At 70.1% G+C, this 15,784-nt stretch carries 13 protein-coding genes; 7 read left to right on the top strand and 6 right to left on the bottom strand.

Annotated elements, in window-relative coordinates; translation table 11 throughout:
• Nucleotides 1–39 precede the first annotated feature (39 nt).
• Nucleotides 40–1,233: a glycosyltransferase family 4 protein gene (locus IT184_09830; GenBank protein ID MCC7009104.1), complete on the top strand. Its 1,194-nt coding sequence runs from the start codon at nucleotides 40–42 to the stop codon at nucleotides 1,231–1,233.
• The gene (locus tag IT184_09835; GenBank protein ID MCC7009105.1) at nucleotides 1,230–2,150 is read left to right on the top strand and encodes an FkbM family methyltransferase; all 921 of its coding nucleotides are present in this window, start codon (nucleotides 1,230–1,232) and stop codon (nucleotides 2,148–2,150) included. Before IT184_09830 ends, IT184_09835 begins: the two co-directional genes overlap by 4 nt.
• Here the strand turns inward: IT184_09835 and IT184_09840 are convergent.
• The 3 genes from IT184_09840 to IT184_09850 are packed head-to-tail and all read right to left on the bottom strand — an operon-like array spanning nucleotide 2,114 to nucleotide 5,501.
• Nucleotides 2,114–3,250: a glycosyltransferase family 4 protein gene (locus IT184_09840; GenBank protein MCC7009106.1), complete on the bottom strand. Its 1,137-nt coding sequence runs from the start codon at nucleotides 3,248–3,250 to the stop codon at nucleotides 2,114–2,116. The two genes, IT184_09835 and IT184_09840, sit on opposite strands and share 37 nt — an antisense overlap.
• On the bottom strand, nucleotides 3,247–4,437 hold the full coding sequence (locus IT184_09845; GenBank protein ID MCC7009107.1) for a glycosyltransferase family 4 protein: 1,191 nt from the start codon (nucleotides 4,435–4,437) through the stop codon (nucleotides 3,247–3,249). The genes IT184_09840 and IT184_09845 overlap by 4 nt, the downstream gene beginning before the upstream one ends.
• A complete protein-coding gene (locus IT184_09850) occupies nucleotides 4,434–5,501 on the bottom strand; it encodes a glycosyltransferase family 2 protein (protein MCC7009108.1) in 1,068 nt (355 codons plus the stop codon). The genes IT184_09845 and IT184_09850 overlap by 4 nt, the downstream gene beginning before the upstream one ends.
• On the opposite strand from IT184_09850, the gene IT184_09855 reads away from it, so the two are divergent.
• Nucleotides 5,486–6,646: an SGNH/GDSL hydrolase family protein gene (locus IT184_09855; protein MCC7009109.1), complete on the top strand. Its 1,161-nt coding sequence runs from the start codon at nucleotides 5,486–5,488 to the stop codon at nucleotides 6,644–6,646. The genes IT184_09850 and IT184_09855 overlap by 16 nt on opposite strands.
• On the opposite strand, the gene IT184_09860 is transcribed toward IT184_09855, so the two are convergent.
• The 3 genes from IT184_09860 to IT184_09870 form a co-directional block, all read right to left on the bottom strand.
• Nucleotides 6,540–7,985: an O-antigen ligase family protein gene (locus tag IT184_09860; GenBank protein ID MCC7009110.1), complete on the bottom strand. Its 1,446-nt coding sequence runs from the start codon at nucleotides 7,983–7,985 to the stop codon at nucleotides 6,540–6,542. The genes IT184_09855 and IT184_09860 overlap by 107 nt on opposite strands.
• 131 nt (nucleotides 7,986–8,116) lie before the next feature.
• Nucleotides 8,117–9,268: a glycosyltransferase family 4 protein gene (locus IT184_09865; GenBank protein ID MCC7009111.1), complete on the bottom strand. Its 1,152-nt coding sequence runs from the start codon at nucleotides 9,266–9,268 to the stop codon at nucleotides 8,117–8,119.
• Complete coding sequence (locus tag IT184_09870; protein ID MCC7009112.1) at nucleotides 9,265–10,071, bottom strand: glycosyltransferase family 2 protein; 807 nt, start codon at nucleotides 10,069–10,071, stop codon at nucleotides 9,265–9,267. The genes IT184_09865 and IT184_09870 overlap by 4 nt, the downstream gene beginning before the upstream one ends.
• A gap of 155 nt (nucleotides 10,072–10,226) precedes the next feature.
• On the opposite strand from IT184_09870, the gene IT184_09875 reads away from it, so the two are divergent.
• From IT184_09875 to IT184_09890, 4 genes are read left to right on the top strand one after another with little or no spacing between them, the layout of a single operon-like run.
• Complete coding sequence (locus IT184_09875; GenBank protein MCC7009113.1) at nucleotides 10,227–11,429, top strand: acyltransferase; 1,203 nt, start codon at nucleotides 10,227–10,229, stop codon at nucleotides 11,427–11,429.
• Nucleotides 11,426–12,952: a hypothetical protein gene (locus tag IT184_09880; GenBank protein ID MCC7009114.1), complete on the top strand. Its 1,527-nt coding sequence runs from the start codon at nucleotides 11,426–11,428 to the stop codon at nucleotides 12,950–12,952. The genes IT184_09875 and IT184_09880 overlap by 4 nt, the downstream gene beginning before the upstream one ends.
• A complete protein-coding gene (locus IT184_09885; GenBank protein ID MCC7009115.1) occupies nucleotides 12,953–14,347 on the top strand; it encodes a glycosyltransferase family 39 protein in 1,395 nt (464 codons plus the stop codon).
• Nucleotides 14,338–15,711, top strand: coding sequence for a hypothetical protein (locus IT184_09890; protein MCC7009116.1), 1,374 nt, complete (start codon nucleotides 14,338–14,340; stop codon nucleotides 15,709–15,711). The genes IT184_09885 and IT184_09890 overlap by 10 nt, the downstream gene beginning before the upstream one ends.
• Nucleotides 15,712–15,784: the final 73 nt, after the last annotated feature.

The raw sequence follows: 15,784 nt of genomic DNA on the forward strand, positions 1-15,784 counted from the left end.
GCTCCGTCAGAACCGCCGCACGCCGAGCGAGCGCCCACGATGAAGGTCGCGGTTCTCGTCCGCACGCGGATCTGGGGCGGGCTGGAAACCCATCTGGTCGGATTGCTCGCCGCCACGGCGGCGCGCGGGCACGAGCCGATGCTCGTGTGCGTGGGTGATGAGACCAGGATGCTCTTCGCTCGACACTGCCCGGACCTTTCCGCCGAGGTGGTGACCATTCCCGATCACGGCTCCCGCGGTTGGGCGTGGCATCGCGAGTTCCGTCGCCTCGGTGTCGACGCGTGTGTGTTCGAGAAGGGGACGCTCCACACCGGCTCGCTGGCGATGGAAGTCGGCCTTCGGCTGGCGTGTCCTGCCTTTGCCACGATCGAGCAGCTCGAGCCGCCCGTCCTGGCCGAAGGAGGCGTGCGACGACGTGTGAACGGCATCGTCCCGGGCATCGGCCTCTGGCGGGCCCGCGCGCGCGCCGCCGGATGGCTCAGGTCCCTCGCACCGCGCCGGATCATCTGCATCACGGAGGCCGTGCGGGGAGCGCTGGCGACGACCTATCGTTTCCCCGACCGCAAGATGGTCGTCGTTCACAACGGCGTCGACGTCAGCCGGTATCGGCCGGCTCCGGCGCTTCGCTCGGAGGCGCGAGCACAGCTCGGCATTCCTCCCGGCGTCTTCGTCTTCGGGTCGATGTGTCGACTGATCCACGACAAGGGCGTAGACGTCGCCCTCCAAGCGTTCGCGTCCTCGAAGGTTCGGAGCGCCTCCTCGCCGTGCTGGTACGTCGTCGCCGGCGACGGATCGGAACGGGCCGCACTGGAACGGTTGGCTCGCGACCTTCACATCGCAGACCGCGTGAGATTCGTCGGATTCCTCGGCGACACGGCGCGCTTCTACGCCGCCGTCGACACGTTCCTCGTTCCGAGCCGCATCGAGGCGCAGGGGATCGTCGTCCTCGAAGCGATGGCATCGGGATGCGACCTCATCGCCTCTCGAGTGGGTGGGATTCCCGAGATGATTCCGGGCGACAGCGTCGCGACCCTCGTGCGGCCGGACGATCACGAGGCGTGGGCCAACGCGATGGCGGACGCAGTCGTACGCAGCGCAACCGACCGCGGCACACGTGCGAGCGCCGCGGCCGATCACGTCTCGAAGCACTTCGCCGCCGATCGGCAATACGCGGCCGTGCTGTCGATCGTGGAGTCGTTGGCGGGTCATCCGCCGCGGTCCGGGGCCCGATGAACTGGCGGCGTCTGCTTCCGAGCCTCGCGTGGTACCTCCGCCACGTCCCGGATCACCCGGGCCGCTGGCGGTTGGCCTCACTTGCCGTCGAGTGGGCGCCGCACTTGAAAGAGCGGAAGACCCCGGTCACGATCCGCGCCCGGCAAGGGCGATTCCGGGTCGACGGCACGTCGCAGACCGGCCGGATGCTGTTCGCGACGGGCGAGTACGAGCCGGGCTCCACTCGCATTCTGGAGCGCGCGCTGAAGCCAGGTGACACCATGATCGACGTCGGCGCCAACATCGGCTACTTCGCCGTCGTGGCGTCGCGGGCCGTCGGACCGCACGGGCGCGTGCTGGCGTTCGAGCCGCAGCCAGACGTCCGCCGCCGGCTGGCCGCCAACCTCGACCTCAATGCGCTGACGAACGTCACCGTTCGATCCGAGGCGCTTGGCGCGTCATCCGGCGAGGTGACGCTCTACACCGGCCCACGCGACGACACCGGCCTGGCCTCGCTTCGTCCGCTGCCGGAATCCACGGCCGTGACGATTCCGCTCGTCCGGTTCGACGACCTGTGGGACGGATCACCGGTGCGGCTGATCAAGATCGACGTCGAAGGCGCCGAGATGGAAGTCCTCGCCGGCATGGCCGGCTGTCTTCGCCGCGATCATCCGGACGTCATCGCCGAGGTGACGGACGAGTATCTGCGCGCGCTCGGTTCCTCCGCGCGGGCGATGTTCGACTGGATGACGGCGTTCGGCTACCGCATGTTCGAGATCGCGCACGACGGCGCGCTCCGTGCCATCGATGGCCCCGACGATCTCGAGAGGAGCCCTTCGCAGTTCAACGCCCTGTTCTCGGTGGGCGCGGCAGGCGGGCACGAGCGTCAGGCCGGCGGCGGTCAGGTGGCCGCCGGGGAGCGGCTCAGCCGTTCGTAGATCCCGCGGAGCTTCTGAAAGCTCGCCCGTGGGCTGAACTCCGCCGTCGCGCGGCTGCGACCGGCATCAGCGAGGCGAGCGCGCAACTCCGGGTCCGTCGTGAGGGCTTCGACCGCGGCCACGAGACGCGCGAGATCGCCGTTCGGCACCACGATGCCGGCCTCGCCGATGATCTCGTGCACCGACCCGCCGACATACCCGACCACCGGCACGCCGCACGCCATCGCCTCACACACGCTGTTGCCGAAGGTCTCGTATTCGCTGGTGCTGACGAAGAGGTCCAAGCTTCGCAGGAACGGATCGATCGCATCTCGATGTCCGATCCATCGGAGTCGCCGTCCCAGGCCGGTCGCGGCGATCCGCTGCTCGATCGACGCGCGATACGCTTCCTCTCCCGGCACCGCGCCGCCGGCGATGAGGCCGACCACGTTCGGGTGGCGCGAGGCGAGCGCGGCGATCATGTCGACGAAATCGTGCAGGCGCTTGATCGGACGGAGCGCCGTCGCGGCGCCTATCGCCAGCTCGTCCGGACGGATGTCGAACGCCTGCCGCAGCGCGTCGCGCTCGTCGCCCGCTGGACGAAACACCGCCGGATCCGGCCCCAGCGGAATGAGATGCTGGCGTGCCTCCGGGACGATCCCGGCAACGGCCTCGACGCTGTCGGCGCGCTGTTGCGCTGTCGTCCACAGCAGGGCATCGGGCTGACGCCACGTGCCGAATGCCCATCGTCCGAATCCAGGATCGAGCTTGAACCGGACGTGGCAGACGATGGGCACTCGAAGCAGACGCGCGACCAGCACCGCGAACGGGTAGACGTCGTGTTCGTTGCAGTGCACCAGCCGCACGTGCCCGGCGCGCGCCCATCGCGCCACACGCCACACCGCACGCGCCGACGGCCATGGCCGCCACGGATTCAGCCAGGGCATCGCGCTCGCGAGCACCGGCACCTCGTGCTGGCGCAGCCATTCGAACATCTGGCCATCACCCGGCACCACGACCCTGCCGTGGATGCCGGCTTCGCGGCCGAGGGTGAGCCAACTGGTCAGGATGCGGCCGGTGCCGGCGAGCTGCCGGTTGTTGGTGAGATAGAGCACCGTCACGCGCCGGCCCCGACCGCGCGCCCCAGGTTGCGGCTGCCGGGGCTCGACGCGAGTGCGGCGTCGTAGATCGCGGCCACGCGCGCCGCGTGCGCCTCCGGGCTGAAAGCGGTCCTCGCGCGGCGTTGCCCGGCGCGGCCCAGCGCGCGCGCGCGATCCGGATCACGAACGAGCGCGCCGATGGCCGCGGCGAGCGCGTCGGCATCCCGCGGCGGCACGAGCAGGCCGGTCTCGCCCGGCACGATCATCTCGGGAATACCCCCGACGCGCGATCCGACGACCGGCACGCCGGCCGCCATCGCCTCCAGCGTCGCGTTGCCGAGCGGCTCGACGTGCGACGGCACCGCGACGACGTCGAACGCCGGCAGGAGACGCGGAGCGTCGGGCCGAAATCCGAGGAACCGGACGTGCGCTCCGAGCCCACGCTCCTTCACGCGCGCCTCGGCATCGCGACGCAGGGCGCCCTGCCCTTTCAAGTCGTCGCCCAGCACGACGAACGTCGCCGGCGCGTGCTCTTTGACGAGCCGCTCCGCCGCATCCAGGAACTCCCAGATGCCTTTGATGACCGACACCTGGCCCGTGATTGCGACGACCATCCGATCCGCCGGCAGACCCAGCTCATGCCGCAGGGCCCGCCGGGTGTCGTCGTCTGCGGCCGGCGCCTCGCGCACGCCGTCGTGGACGACCTCGCTGCGGCCGGCGAAGAGATCGGGCGCCGCGCTCCGTGCCTCGGCCTCGAGCGCGGCCGAGACGAACAGCGCGCGCGCGAATCCCGGCCGGAGAAACCACGCGAAGCCGTCGGCCGAGTCGGGAAACCGCACGTGCGTGATCGCCGGCACGCCGAGAAGCCGCGCGGCATAGCCGGCCGGCTGGAAGCTCGGCACGTCGTTGGCGTGCACGAGCGCGACGCGCTCGCGCCGGAGCAACGCCACCATCCGGCTGACGCTCGCGCCCCACGCCGGCAGGCGCTTCCAGTCGGCGTACGCCACCGGCACGTGCACGCAGGCGATCCCACGCGCCTCGATTTCCCTGGCGAGATCCGCGTGCGTGCCGACGGCGACGATCGGCGTGAAGCGCGTGCGATCGAGCGCATCGAGCAGAATGAGCAGCGCGCGCTCGGCACCGCTGAAGAACGGCGCCCATGCCGCGTAGAGGATCGTCCGCGGGCGTTCGCTGGCCGCTGCGCTCACGCCGCGCTCGCTTCCTTGCCGGCGATCATCGTCCTCACCAGCGCCACGAAGTACGTCTTCCAGCAGCGGATGCTCCACGGCCAGGCACGGAGCCCGGCGCGGTAGGCCGCCAGCGCTTCACGGCGCCGGCCGGCCGACCAGAGCACGGCGTAGCCGAGATGCCAGAACTGCTCGCGCGCCAGCCGCTGGGCCAGCTCGCGCCGCTCGGACGGCGTCCAGTCGAACTCCTGCACGAGGTCCTGGAAACCGCGCACGACCGGCTCGTACACCGCCAGCTTCCGCGCCGCGCTCTGTCCGGTGGCGGACCCGGACGAGTTCGCCTCGTGCACGTGATACTGCACGTGAACGGCGTCGAGGTATCCGAGCCGGTGCCCGCGCTTGAGTGCGCGGATGGCGAAGAGCTGGTCTTCGGCTTCGTTGCGATACGCGGCCTGGAACGGCCCGTCGTCGAACACGCGCCGCCGGAGCACCGAGTTCTGCAGCCCGCAGTACAGGCCGGATCGGATCGCGCACGCCACCACGCGTTCGTCGTCGATCACCCGCAGCGGTCCGCGCCGATCGTGCCGAAGCGACAGAAACGGTCTCGGCTGATCTCCGATGCGAAACGTGTCCCGCGACATGAGGGCGCCGGTGCCGTAGTGCACGATGCGGCACGCCGCGTAGACCCAGTCGACGTCAGGGTTGGCGTCGAGCGCCTGCACGCAATCCGTGAGGTGCTGCGGCAGCCAGAGGTCGTCGCTGTCGTAGAACGCGACGTACGGGTGCGCCGCCATCGCGAGCGCCGCATTGCGCGCCGCGTACGGCCCGGCGTTCTCCTGACGGGCGTAGCGCACCGGCGCGGGCATCGTGGCGGTCAGCTCCGTCACCACCCGTCCCGTCTCGTCCGTGCTCCCGTCGTCGACGATGACGAGCTCCCAGTGCGGATGGGTCTGAGCGCGGATCGCCTCGAACGCCGCCGGGAGGAAGGACGCCCGGTTGTACGTCGGCAGCAGGATGCTCACGGCGGCCGGACTCGACGCAGCGGTCGTGCTAGATTGCTGCACCTGACGTGCCGTCTCCTTCACGACCGCGCCTCCCCGCCATCGCCTGGCTCGCGTTCCTCGTGGCGATGGGCTACACCGCCCTCGGCCTCGTCGAGACCGGGTTTCAGATCTACGACAGGCTGACTGGCTCGATCTCGCGGCAGCTCTTTCCCGATCTCGGTCCCGGGGTGCGCAGTTGGACGGTGCACCATGCGCTGCGCCCCGGGTACGACGTGCCGCCGACGCGCACGAACAGCTTCGGCCTGCGATCGCCGGAGGTCGCGGTCCCGAAGCCGGCCGGCACGCGCCGCGTCTTGCTGCTCGGTGACTCGTTCACGTTCGGTTTCCAGGCCGGCGAGGACGTCGTCTTCGCGCGGCAGCTCGAGCGGCTGCTGCGGGAGCGCGCCGGCAGCCAGGCGATCGAGGTCGTCAACGCGGGCGTCGTATCGTACTGTCCCCTGCTCGAGTACCTGCAGTACCGGCACAGCCTGCACGTTCTCGAGCCCGACCTCGTCGTGCTGAACTTCGACATGTCGGACGTGCAGGATCATCTGCTCTACACTCGCGAAGCCGGCGCTCCCGATGCCGGGACGCTGCCGTTCGTGACCGAGCCGACGCTGCGCGAGGCACGAGGGCCAGGTGGGCTGCTGTCGGTGCAGTGGCTGACCAGGAAGCTCGACGCCTGGCGCGAACGACGGGCATCGGCGGCCGAGGCGGTGCCGTTCTACCGTGACGCCGATCGCTACCTGTGGACGCTCGACAACGGGCCGGACCTTTCGGCGTTCGCCGACCGGACGCTGGCGCCGGTCGCCGACCTGCAGCAACTGCTCGCCCACCACCACGTGCCCTTGCTGCTCGCCACGTACCCGCAGCCGTGGCAGGTCGCCGCGGACGCGACGCCGCTCCCGCCGATTCGCGACCAGTACGGAATCGGCCGGGGCACGGTCCACTTGAACGATCGCCCCTTCCGGCAGGTCGCGGCGTTTGCCGCCAGCCACCAGTTGCCGTTCGTCAACGCCACGCCGGCGTTTCGCGAAGCCGCCGAGCCGGCCGGCCTCTTTCTTCCGAGCGACTTCCATTTCAGTCCGCGCGGTCATGCGCTGTACGCAGAGGTGCTGGCGCGGGCGATTCTGCAGGACCGATTGCTGCCGGCATCCTCAGCAACGGCGCCGCTGACGGCTCGGTGACCGTGACGCCGCGCCGGGTGTTGACGGTCGCCATCACGGCGGCCGCGCGGGCGGTGGCCGACGGCAGCGCCGTCGCCGCAATTGCGGCCGGCACGCCGGCCGTCGCGTCCGCGGTGCGAGCGCCGTGATGCTTGAGCATCGCGGCGCCGAGCATCGCCAGGTAGTACGGCGGCTCGAGACCGGGCGCTGACACGAACTGGCCCGACACGACGAAGCCGACGATGCCGAGGACGACGCCGGACGCGAGCACGACGGCGTAGCGATTGTCCGGCGTCAGCGTGCTGCGGGCGACCGGCCAGAGCCGGATCGCGGCGATGAGGAAGAACGCCAGCAGCCAGAACGCGCCCGGGTAGCCGAGCTCGGCCGCCGTCTCCATCCACACGCTGTGCGCCGACTTGCCCGCCGGCCAGCCGTAGCGCGCGGCGATCACGCGCCAGTTCGCGGGGCCGACGCCGAAGGCCGGATAGTCGTTCGCGACCTGGAGACAGTCGCGCCACAGATCCAGACGGCTCTCCGCCGAGCTGTCGCGCTCGCCCTCGGAGACGAACGTCGTCGCATAACGGCTGAGCAGTTCCGGGCCGGTGAAGTACAGCGCCACCAGCGCGGTGGCGGCGAGGGCGCCGACCTGCAGCGGCCGCTTGGGCATCATGACGAACGCCACGACGCCGACCGCGAGCAACCCAACCATGGCACCGCGCGAGAACGTGAGCAGGATCGTGTGGAGGATGAACGCCGCGGCGAGGCCCGCCAACGCGCGCGTCCGCCAGGTCCGGCTCGAGATCATGAGCGTCACGGCCGGGCCCAACGACGTGACCAGGCTGGCGCCGAAGAAGTTGTTGTCCATGCCGCCGAAGCCGATCGCGGCCGTGTTGTAGCCCTTGATGAGGTAGTTCGAGTTCATCTCGAACCCGACGTAGCCCTGGGCCAGGACGATCGTCCACAACATCGGCCGCCATTCGGACTCGCGCTTCATCAGCGTCAGGCCGACGAGGACCGGCAGCACGAGCTTCGCCAGGCCCTCGATCGTCGCCAACGAGATCTCGGGCTCGAGCGCGAGCGCCGCCGACAGGGCGTACCAGCCGACGAACGCGAGGAGCGGCACGATGACCGGCCACGCCTTGCCGAACTTCCACGAGCCAAATCCCTGCAGAGCCCAGCCGATCAGGACGGCGACGCCGACGATCCAGCTCAACCCGGTGAGGTCGCCCGCGAAGCCGAAGATGAACTGCGGCCGGAGGATCGCCAGGCCAACGTAGACGTTCAGGCCGATGAGCGGGTATCGCAGCGCCGCGGCGGCGCCAATCCAGGTGACGAGGTGCGCGAGGATCAGCCCCTTCATGCCGGCATCTCCGGATGAGCAAACTCCGGCCCGGAGACCCCGACCGGGCCGTTGACCGCAAGTCTCACCCCGTCAGCTAGATAAGAGACAAAGGTCGCTGACATGACGTTCGAAGCCCCTCGCGAGGAAGACTAAGTTCCAGTGAAGAGCGCCATCGCACGAGGCACGAGCACGTCCCAACTGAAGTGCTCGATGGCCCAGGCGCGAGCCTGCTCGCCGAGCCGCGCACGCCGGACGGGATCCTCGAGCAGATCGATGCACGCAGCCGCCAGCGGCTCCGGCTCCTCGCACGCGATCCGCACCCCGGTGATCCCATCGCGCATCGTCTCGCCCGTACCGCCCGACGTGCCGGTGACGACCGGGCGCCCGCACGCCTGAGCCTCGAGCAGCACGATGCCAAACCCCTCGAAATCCCACCCGACCTGGCGATTCGGCAACGCGAAGAGGTCGCACTGCTGGTACAGCTCGACGAGCGCGGCATCGTCCGCGACGCCGACGAACTGGACGCAGTCGGATACGCCGAGCGAGGCCGCCAGCGACTCGAGCGCGGCGCGCTCCCATCCTTCGCCGGCCATGGCGTAGCGCACGTCTGGACAGCGCGCGCGAATAGCCGGCAGCGCCCGAACGAGCATGTCCTGTCCCTTCCGCCGCTGGAGCGCGCCGACGGTCAGGATCACTCGGCGCCCCTGCCATCCGAGCCTCGCCCGGACGACGGGGTCGATCGCGGCCGGCCGGAATCGTTCGATGTCCACGCCCGGCGTCAGCACCGCGATGCGGTCGTCGGGCAGACGCCACTGCTCGATCAGCAGCCGCTTGGTGTGCTCGCTGTTCGCGACGATCCGCTCTGCCCGGCCGAGCACGCGCGACGCGAGCCACCGAAGCTCGCGGCTGCCGGCCGCCAGCGTCAGCTCCTCGCCGTGCGCGAAGCACCAGAACGGCACGCCGGTCAGCCGGCTCGCGATCGACGCGGCGAGGCCTTCCGGCAGACACCGGCCACAGTGAACGACGTCGCGCCGTTCGCCGCGGAGGTCGCGCAGGATCCGGCGCACGACGGCGCCGTACTGCGGCAGGCCCCTGGCCCCCCAGCTCCCGAACATCGATCCGAACCGCTCGATGGGCAGCGGCGCGGCCCGGTCGAACGCCGGCGCGCCGGCGGCCGGGCCAGCCAGCACTCGCACGTCGAGCGCCGGCAACCGCCGGTACAGTTCCCAGAGCCATCGTCCCGATCCGCCATGTCGCGGCGGAAACACCTCGGTGACGAGCAGGATCCGATGCCGACTCACGCGCTGCGGCCGGTCAGATGCCGATAGAGCCACAGGTCGTCGCGCGTGAACTCGGCGGGATCCCTGACCACCTCGTCGATGTAGGGTCCGTCGTAGACCTGCAGCCGCGGCAGGAAGTCCGGGTCCTCCCAGCGATGCGGGAACATGTCGAAGAGCACGCCCGGCGTGCGATCCCACGTCGGCTTGCGTGCGTCGTGCTGCTTCGCCTGGGTCCGCCACTTCTGCCGCAGCCGCGCGGCGTGCCGCACCGTGCCGAAGTGATGCACCGCGATCGCGGCGTCGGCGGGTGCGGGCGGGTCGTCCGTGCGGCCGATCTCGCGGACGTTCGCGCCGTCTCCCCACACCTCGATCGTCGGCAGGTTGCGATGGATCCGCCAGCCGGTCTGCGGGGTGATCTCCGGCAAGTCGGCGATGAAGACGCGGTAATTCCCGTAGAAGTGCGTGAACCGCACCGGCAGGATCGCCTGGTCGGTCGTCTCGATGAGCCGCCGCAGCCGGCCGAACTCCCATTCGGGGATGAACTCGTCGCAGTCGAGCAGCACGCACCAGTCGCCCGTGCAGCGCGCGCGCGCGTCGTTCTTGAACTTGCGATGCCAGGCATTCGGGTCCGACCGGTCCTCCCGCTGCCGGACGACCTGGATCTTCGGGTCGATCTGCGTGATCGCCTCGTACGTCCCATCGTCGCTGTACCCTTCGACCACGACGATCTCGTCGGCGAGCGGGACGTGATGGCGCAGCATCTGGACGACGTGGAAGTCGTAGTAGAGGCCGTTGCGGACGAACGTGTAGACCGACAGCTTCATCGAGGTTCGCGCGACGTCCCGTATTCTACGCGGCGTGGCGCTCAACCCGCCGGGACGGAACGCCGATTGAATGACGGACGGGGCTGGTGCGGGCGGACGTGTGCGATCGCGGTCACCCGTGCGAACTACTCGGCTGATTCGACAACTTTTGTCGTATGGGGCACGAATATCGTGAGGACGGCCGATACGCGGCACCGGCACCCGGCCTGACCGCAACGCTCGGCCTCGTGGGGGCGCCGCGAGCGGCGCGCTACGAGACGCTCGATGCGTGGCGGGGCATCGCCTGCTTGGCGGTGGTCATGTACCACGCGGTGTTGCTGCAGCTCGCGTCCACGCCGCGCGCGGTCGGATCGCCGGCGCGCGCGATCCTCTCGCTGCTGGGCACGTTCTCGATTGGCGTGCCGATGTTCTTCGTGATCAGCGGCTACTGCATCGCGGCCGCGGCCGACGGTGCCCGCGTCCGCGGCACCGGCATCCGGACCTACTTCGCCCGACGACTCAAGCGGATCTATCCGCCGCTCTGGGCCGCGATGGCGGTGGCGATCGCGGTGTTCATCGTGGCCGACGTCCTCACGCCGGTGCGGCTGCTCAGCCAGGAGCCCTGGATGCAGCCGCGGCCCTGGTGGTATTCGCCGTGGCAGTGGGCGGGCAATCTCACCCTCACCGAGACGTGGCGGCATCACGTCGTGGGCGACATGCGCGCGCACTTCCCGGGGCAGGCGTGGACGCTGTGCTATGAGGAGCAGTTCTATATCCTCATGGGCCTCCTGCTGTTCTTCCCGCGCGCGCTCGCGCGCGGCGCCGCCGCCATCACGCTCTTCACGCTGGCCGTGATGCTCACCGCGCCCTTGGTGGGCTGGCCCATCGACGGCTTCTTCTTCGACGGCAACTGGCTCCCGTTCGCCGCCGGCGTCTTCGTGTACTTCGTGCAGAACTACGGCCGCGGGCGGCACGAGGTCGCGCTCGGCGCGATCCTCGTGGCGATGTTCCTGTGGGTCGCGCTGGCCACCGCTGATAAGCTGCCCACGCTCGGCGTCGGCGCCGCCTTCGCGCTCGTCCTGCTGGCCGTTAGGCGCTGGGACGGGACGCTGGCCACCGCGACCGCCGTGCGGCCGTTCGCGTGGTGCGGGCGGATGTGCTACAGCCTGTACCTCGTGCATCAGCTCCCCGTCAAAGCCGTGGCGAACGCGGCCAGACAGATCGGCATCACGTCGGACGCCGCCACGCTCGTCGTCACCGTGCCGGCGTGCCTCGCGGTTGCCCTGGTCATCGGCTATGGCTTCTACCTGACCGTCGAACAACGGTTTCTGAATTCCCCGGCGCGCTCGCCGCGCGTGGCCGCCGCGGTGCCGGCATGACGGCCCGCAGCACCTTGACGCTCGGCGTGAGCGGCGCGCGGCACAACGCGGCCATCGGCGTCTGCGCCGGCACCGATCCACTCGCCGTCTGCGAGCTGGAGCGCCTGAACCGGATCCGTGGCGCCGGCCTTCCGCACGGCGATCTGCCGGCGGACCTCGTCGACACGGTGCTGCGCGCGGCGCGCGGCCGACGCGCCGACGTCGAGGCGTGTGTCGTCGCCGAGCCGGAGATCGAGCTGCCGGCGTCGTGGCCGCTCGTCCGCGTCGACCATCATCGGGCTCACGCCAGCGCGGCCTTCGACCTCTCGCCGTTCGAAGAGGCCGCCGTGCTGATCTGCGACCGGCGCGCTGGCAGCCCCACCAGCGTGTGGACGGCATCGCGCCACGACGGCATTCGCGCAATCGACGAGGCCCGGGCGGTGGATTTCGCGTCGTGCTACGTCCAGGCCGCCGGCCGCTTCGGCCTGTCTCCGCGCCAACTGAACGAGCTCGAGGCGCTCGCCCGCCTCGACGAGGGCGACGACCGCTCGACGCTCGCGAGCCTGCTCCAGTACGCCGATGGCGAGCTCGTCGCGGCCGACGCGTGGGTCGACACGATCACCTCCTGGCTCGATGCGCGCCCGGGCAATCCCGCTCATCGGGCTCGCGTGGCGGCGTCGTTCCAACGCCACCTCGGCGATCTGCTCGTGGCGCTCGCAGGCGACGTGCGCCAGTGGACGGGGCGCCGTCGCCTCTGCATCGGCGGCGGGCTCTTCTACAACACCTACTTCACGACTCGCCTTCGCCAGTGCGGGCTCTTCGACGATGTCTTCACGGCGCCGAATCCCGGCAACGCCGGGCTGTCGATCGGCGCCGTGCTGGCCGCGAGCGACCAGCCGCGCCCGTCGACCTGCGCCCGCGTGTCGCCGTTCCTCGGCCCGCAGTACTCGACCGAAGAGATCAAAGCGACGCTCGACAACTGCAAGCTCTCGTACGAGTACGTCGGCGAGCAGGACGTCGTGGACATCGCCGCCCGCGCGCTCGCGCGCGGCGAGCTCGTCGGCTGGTTCCAGGGGCGCATGGAATGGGCGCACCGGGCGCTCGGCCACCGCAGCATCCTCGCGAGCCCGCTCTCGCCCTACGTGCTCGACAATCTGAACACGTTCCTCAAACACCGCCCACGGCATCGTGCGTACGGCGTGTCGGCGCCGATCGCCGAGACGGCCGCCTACTTCGACGGCCCGCCGGCCTCGCCGTTCATGGAGTACGAGTACCGGCCGCGCGATCCCGAGCGGTTTCGGCACGTCATGCCCGCCGGGCTCACCCGTGTCCGCGTGCAGACCGTCGACGACGAGGACCCGACCGGCCGCTTCGGCCGGTTGCACGCCGCGGTCGGCGCCATCACCGGCGTCCCGGTGCTCGTCAACACGTCGTTCAACGGGTTCCTCGAGCCGATGGTCTGCAGCCCGCGCGACGCGATTCGCGTCTTCTTCGGCACCGGCCTGGACCTCGTCGTGCTCGATCGCTTCGTGGTGCGCAAGTAGATGGCCCAGTCCCGCCGCTGGTTCGTGGCTGCGCTCGTCGCCGGCGCCGCGCTCCGCCTCGCGATCCTCTGGCAGACGTCGGGGCTCGGCCTGCGGATCGCCGACGAGTTCCAGTACGTGCAGCTCGCCGACAGCCTGGCCGCCGGCCGTGGCTTCGCCTGGCAGACCGGCGAGCTCACGTCGCTGCGTCCGCCGCTCTACCCCGCTATGCTGGCCGGCATCTGGTCGATCGCTGGCGCCCACAGCTTCCAGGTCGTGCGCGCGCTCCAGGCGCTGATGACGTTCGCCACCGCGTGGCTCGTCTACGACGTCGCGCGGCGTCTGTACGACGATCGGCGCACGGCCGCCCTGGCCGCCGCCGTCGTGTGGCTCTATCCCGCGCTCGTCTTCGTGAACGTCACGATGCTGACCGAGTCGCTGTTCACGCTCCTGCTCACGGCGTGGGTCTCGGCCACGGTCCGCCTGGTGCAGCGGCCATCCGTCTGGCTGGCGTGCTCGTGCGGGTTGCTGCTCGGCCTCGGCGCGCTCACCCGCAGCGTGCTCTGGCCGGTGCCGCTGCTCTTCTGCCCGCTGCTGCTCGTGCTCCTCAACGCGCCGTGGCGCCTCAAGGTGGGTACGGCCGCGCTCGTCTTCGCCGGATACGCGCTCGTCGTCGCGCCATGGGCCTGGCGGAACACCCGGCTGCAGGGCGTGCCCACGGTCGTCGATACGATGAGCGGCATGAACCTGCGGATGGGCAACTACGAGCACACGCCGGAAGATCGGATGTGGGACGCCGTCTCCGTGCAGGGTGAGCGGAGCTGGGTGCACCTGCTCTCCGAAGAACAGACGGCCGGCCTCGTCCCTTCGGCGGGCTTCACCGAGGGCATGAAGGACAAGTGGGCGCAGCGCAAGGCGCTCGAGTACATTCGCGCGCACCCTGGCACGTTCCTTCGCCGTGCCGCGATCAAGTCCTCGGACTTCTGGGGGCTCGACCGATCGTTCGTGGCCGGTGTGCAGCAGGGGCTCTACCGTGTGCCGAGCTGGTTCTTCCTGATCGGCGCACTGGTCTCGATCGCCGGATCCGCGCTGGTCATGCTGGCCGGCGCAGCCGGGATCTGGCTCGTGCCGCCCGCCTGGCGGTTTCACATCGCGCTGCTCACGCCGATCGTGGTGGTCGCCGGCATCCACAGCGTGGTGTTCGGCCATCCGCGCTATCACGACCCGCTCGTCCCCGTGCTGGCGATCTACGGCGCGGCGGCCGTCACGTCGCTTCGGTCACGCCAGACTTCGGTCCGAGCATCTGCCGCGCTCGGCGCCGGTCTGACTTCGATCCTTCTCGTCGGTATTTGGGTGCGTCAGATCATCGTCGTCGACGGCGAACGCATCCGCGCCCTGGTGCAGCAGTGGCTGTAGCGCGTGCTCGCCGCTACACCGTGGGCCTGTTCGCGATCGTCATGACGATCGCCATCGTGCTCCAAACCTATGGCATGCGGTCGTGGCCGATGGCTGACGATGAAGTGCCGTCCCTGGTGGAGCTGGGGATCCTTCACATCGGCGCCGAGCAGTTCTTCTCGGTGCCGGCCACGCAAATCGGCCGTCTACCCAGAGCCGTGCCGGTCTGGTACGGCTTCCAGCGGGCAGCCATGCGATGGATGCCGCAATCGGAAGCCGGATACCGGCTGCCGTCGGTCGTTTGCGGCCTGCTCACGACGCTGCTGCTGCTCACGGTCGCCTGGCGGTGGCGAGGACCGTGGTTCGCCGCGGCGGCGGCGATCGTGCTGCTCGGAAGCCAGCCGTTCATCTATCTCCAGCAAGTGGATCGTTTCTACGGCCTGCCGCTGCTTCTGCTGCTGCTGACACAGGTCCTGATCTGGTGGCCGGGCGGGAGGCCCGGCATCGTCGCGGCCGTCGTCGTGCTCGCCGGGCTGACGGTGCTCGCCCACAACATCACCGTGCCGGTGTTCGGGCTCGGGTTCCTCGCGGCGTTGCCCCTGTTCGTTCTTCGACGCGTGCCGCGCACCGTGGTGGTGCGCTCCGCGGCGGCGGCCGTCGTGGCCGCAGGGATCTACGTCGCCTACGTCCGGCCGCTGATGCTCGGATGGCACAGCACGGGAAACCCGACGCCCGTGCTCGTGTCGTTCGTCGCGCACGCCGGTACGCCGGCGCTGGCGCTCGGGTTGCTCGGCGCCTGGCTCGGCCTGTCTCGCCGCGACACGCCGGCGCTCATCCCGTGGAGTGCGGCCGTCCTGGCCGGCAGCTTCTGCCTGTTTCAACTGACGGCCGGGTCGATGAGCTGGAACCCGCGGTATTTTCTCTTCTACCTGCCGGCGCTGTGGATGCTGGCGGCGTACGCCATGGCTGTCGTCGCCGAGCGGCTCGGCGGCGGCGCGACTGCCGCGGCGTGGTATGCCGCGGTCGGGCTGATGCTCGCGCCGTCGATTCTCAGCCATCTGGCGGACGGCTCGCGGCACGACTACCGGCGCGCGGCCGAGGTGATCCGGGCGCAGCACGTCGAGGCGCCGATTCTCTCCGACGACGCCGAGACGATCTCGTACTACTTGCCGGCCGAGCTCCGGCAGCGGCTCGCCGTGCGCACGAAGGTCACGACGCCGCCGGTCGAATCGTTCTTCCTCGTCGCGCGGTCCAACGCGTGGATGCCGCAGCCGTCCGTGCCGGGCCGGCGTATCGACCTGCTAGCCGAAATCTCGCGCCGCCGGTTCGATCAGTTCTCACACGTGCTGCGGGTGTACCGCGTGGGTCCGGCTGAGGCACCCTGACCGCGTGCACCGCGCTCGCGCGACGACCCGTCCGGTGTCCGCGACGCGCTGCTGAGTGCCGTGATGGCCATGC

The sequence above is a fragment of the Acidobacteriota bacterium genome (assembly GCA_020853395.1).
Taxonomy (GTDB): domain Bacteria; phylum Acidobacteriota; class Vicinamibacteria; order Vicinamibacterales; family SCN-69-37; genus JADYYY01.

Coding starts and splice junctions, on each gene's coding strand:
- IT184_09870 (MCC7009112.1), bottom strand. CDS start 10,071: ATGAAGCTGTCGGTCTACACGTTCGTCCGCAACGGCCTCTACTACGAC.
- IT184_09830 (MCC7009104.1), top strand. CDS start 40: ATGAAGGTCGCGGTTCTCGTCCGCACGCGGATCTGGGGCGGGCTGGAA.
- IT184_09835 (MCC7009105.1), top strand. CDS start 1,230: ATGAACTGGCGGCGTCTGCTTCCGAGCCTCGCGTGGTACCTCCGCCAC.
- IT184_09880 (MCC7009114.1), top strand. CDS start 11,426: ATGACGGCCCGCAGCACCTTGACGCTCGGCGTGAGCGGCGCGCGGCAC.
- IT184_09860 (MCC7009110.1), bottom strand. CDS start 7,985: ATGAAGGGGCTGATCCTCGCGCACCTCGTCACCTGGATTGGCGCCGCC.
- IT184_09885 (MCC7009115.1), top strand. CDS start 12,953: ATGGCCCAGTCCCGCCGCTGGTTCGTGGCTGCGCTCGTCGCCGGCGCC.
- IT184_09875 (MCC7009113.1), top strand. CDS start 10,227: ATGGGGCACGAATATCGTGAGGACGGCCGATACGCGGCACCGGCACCC.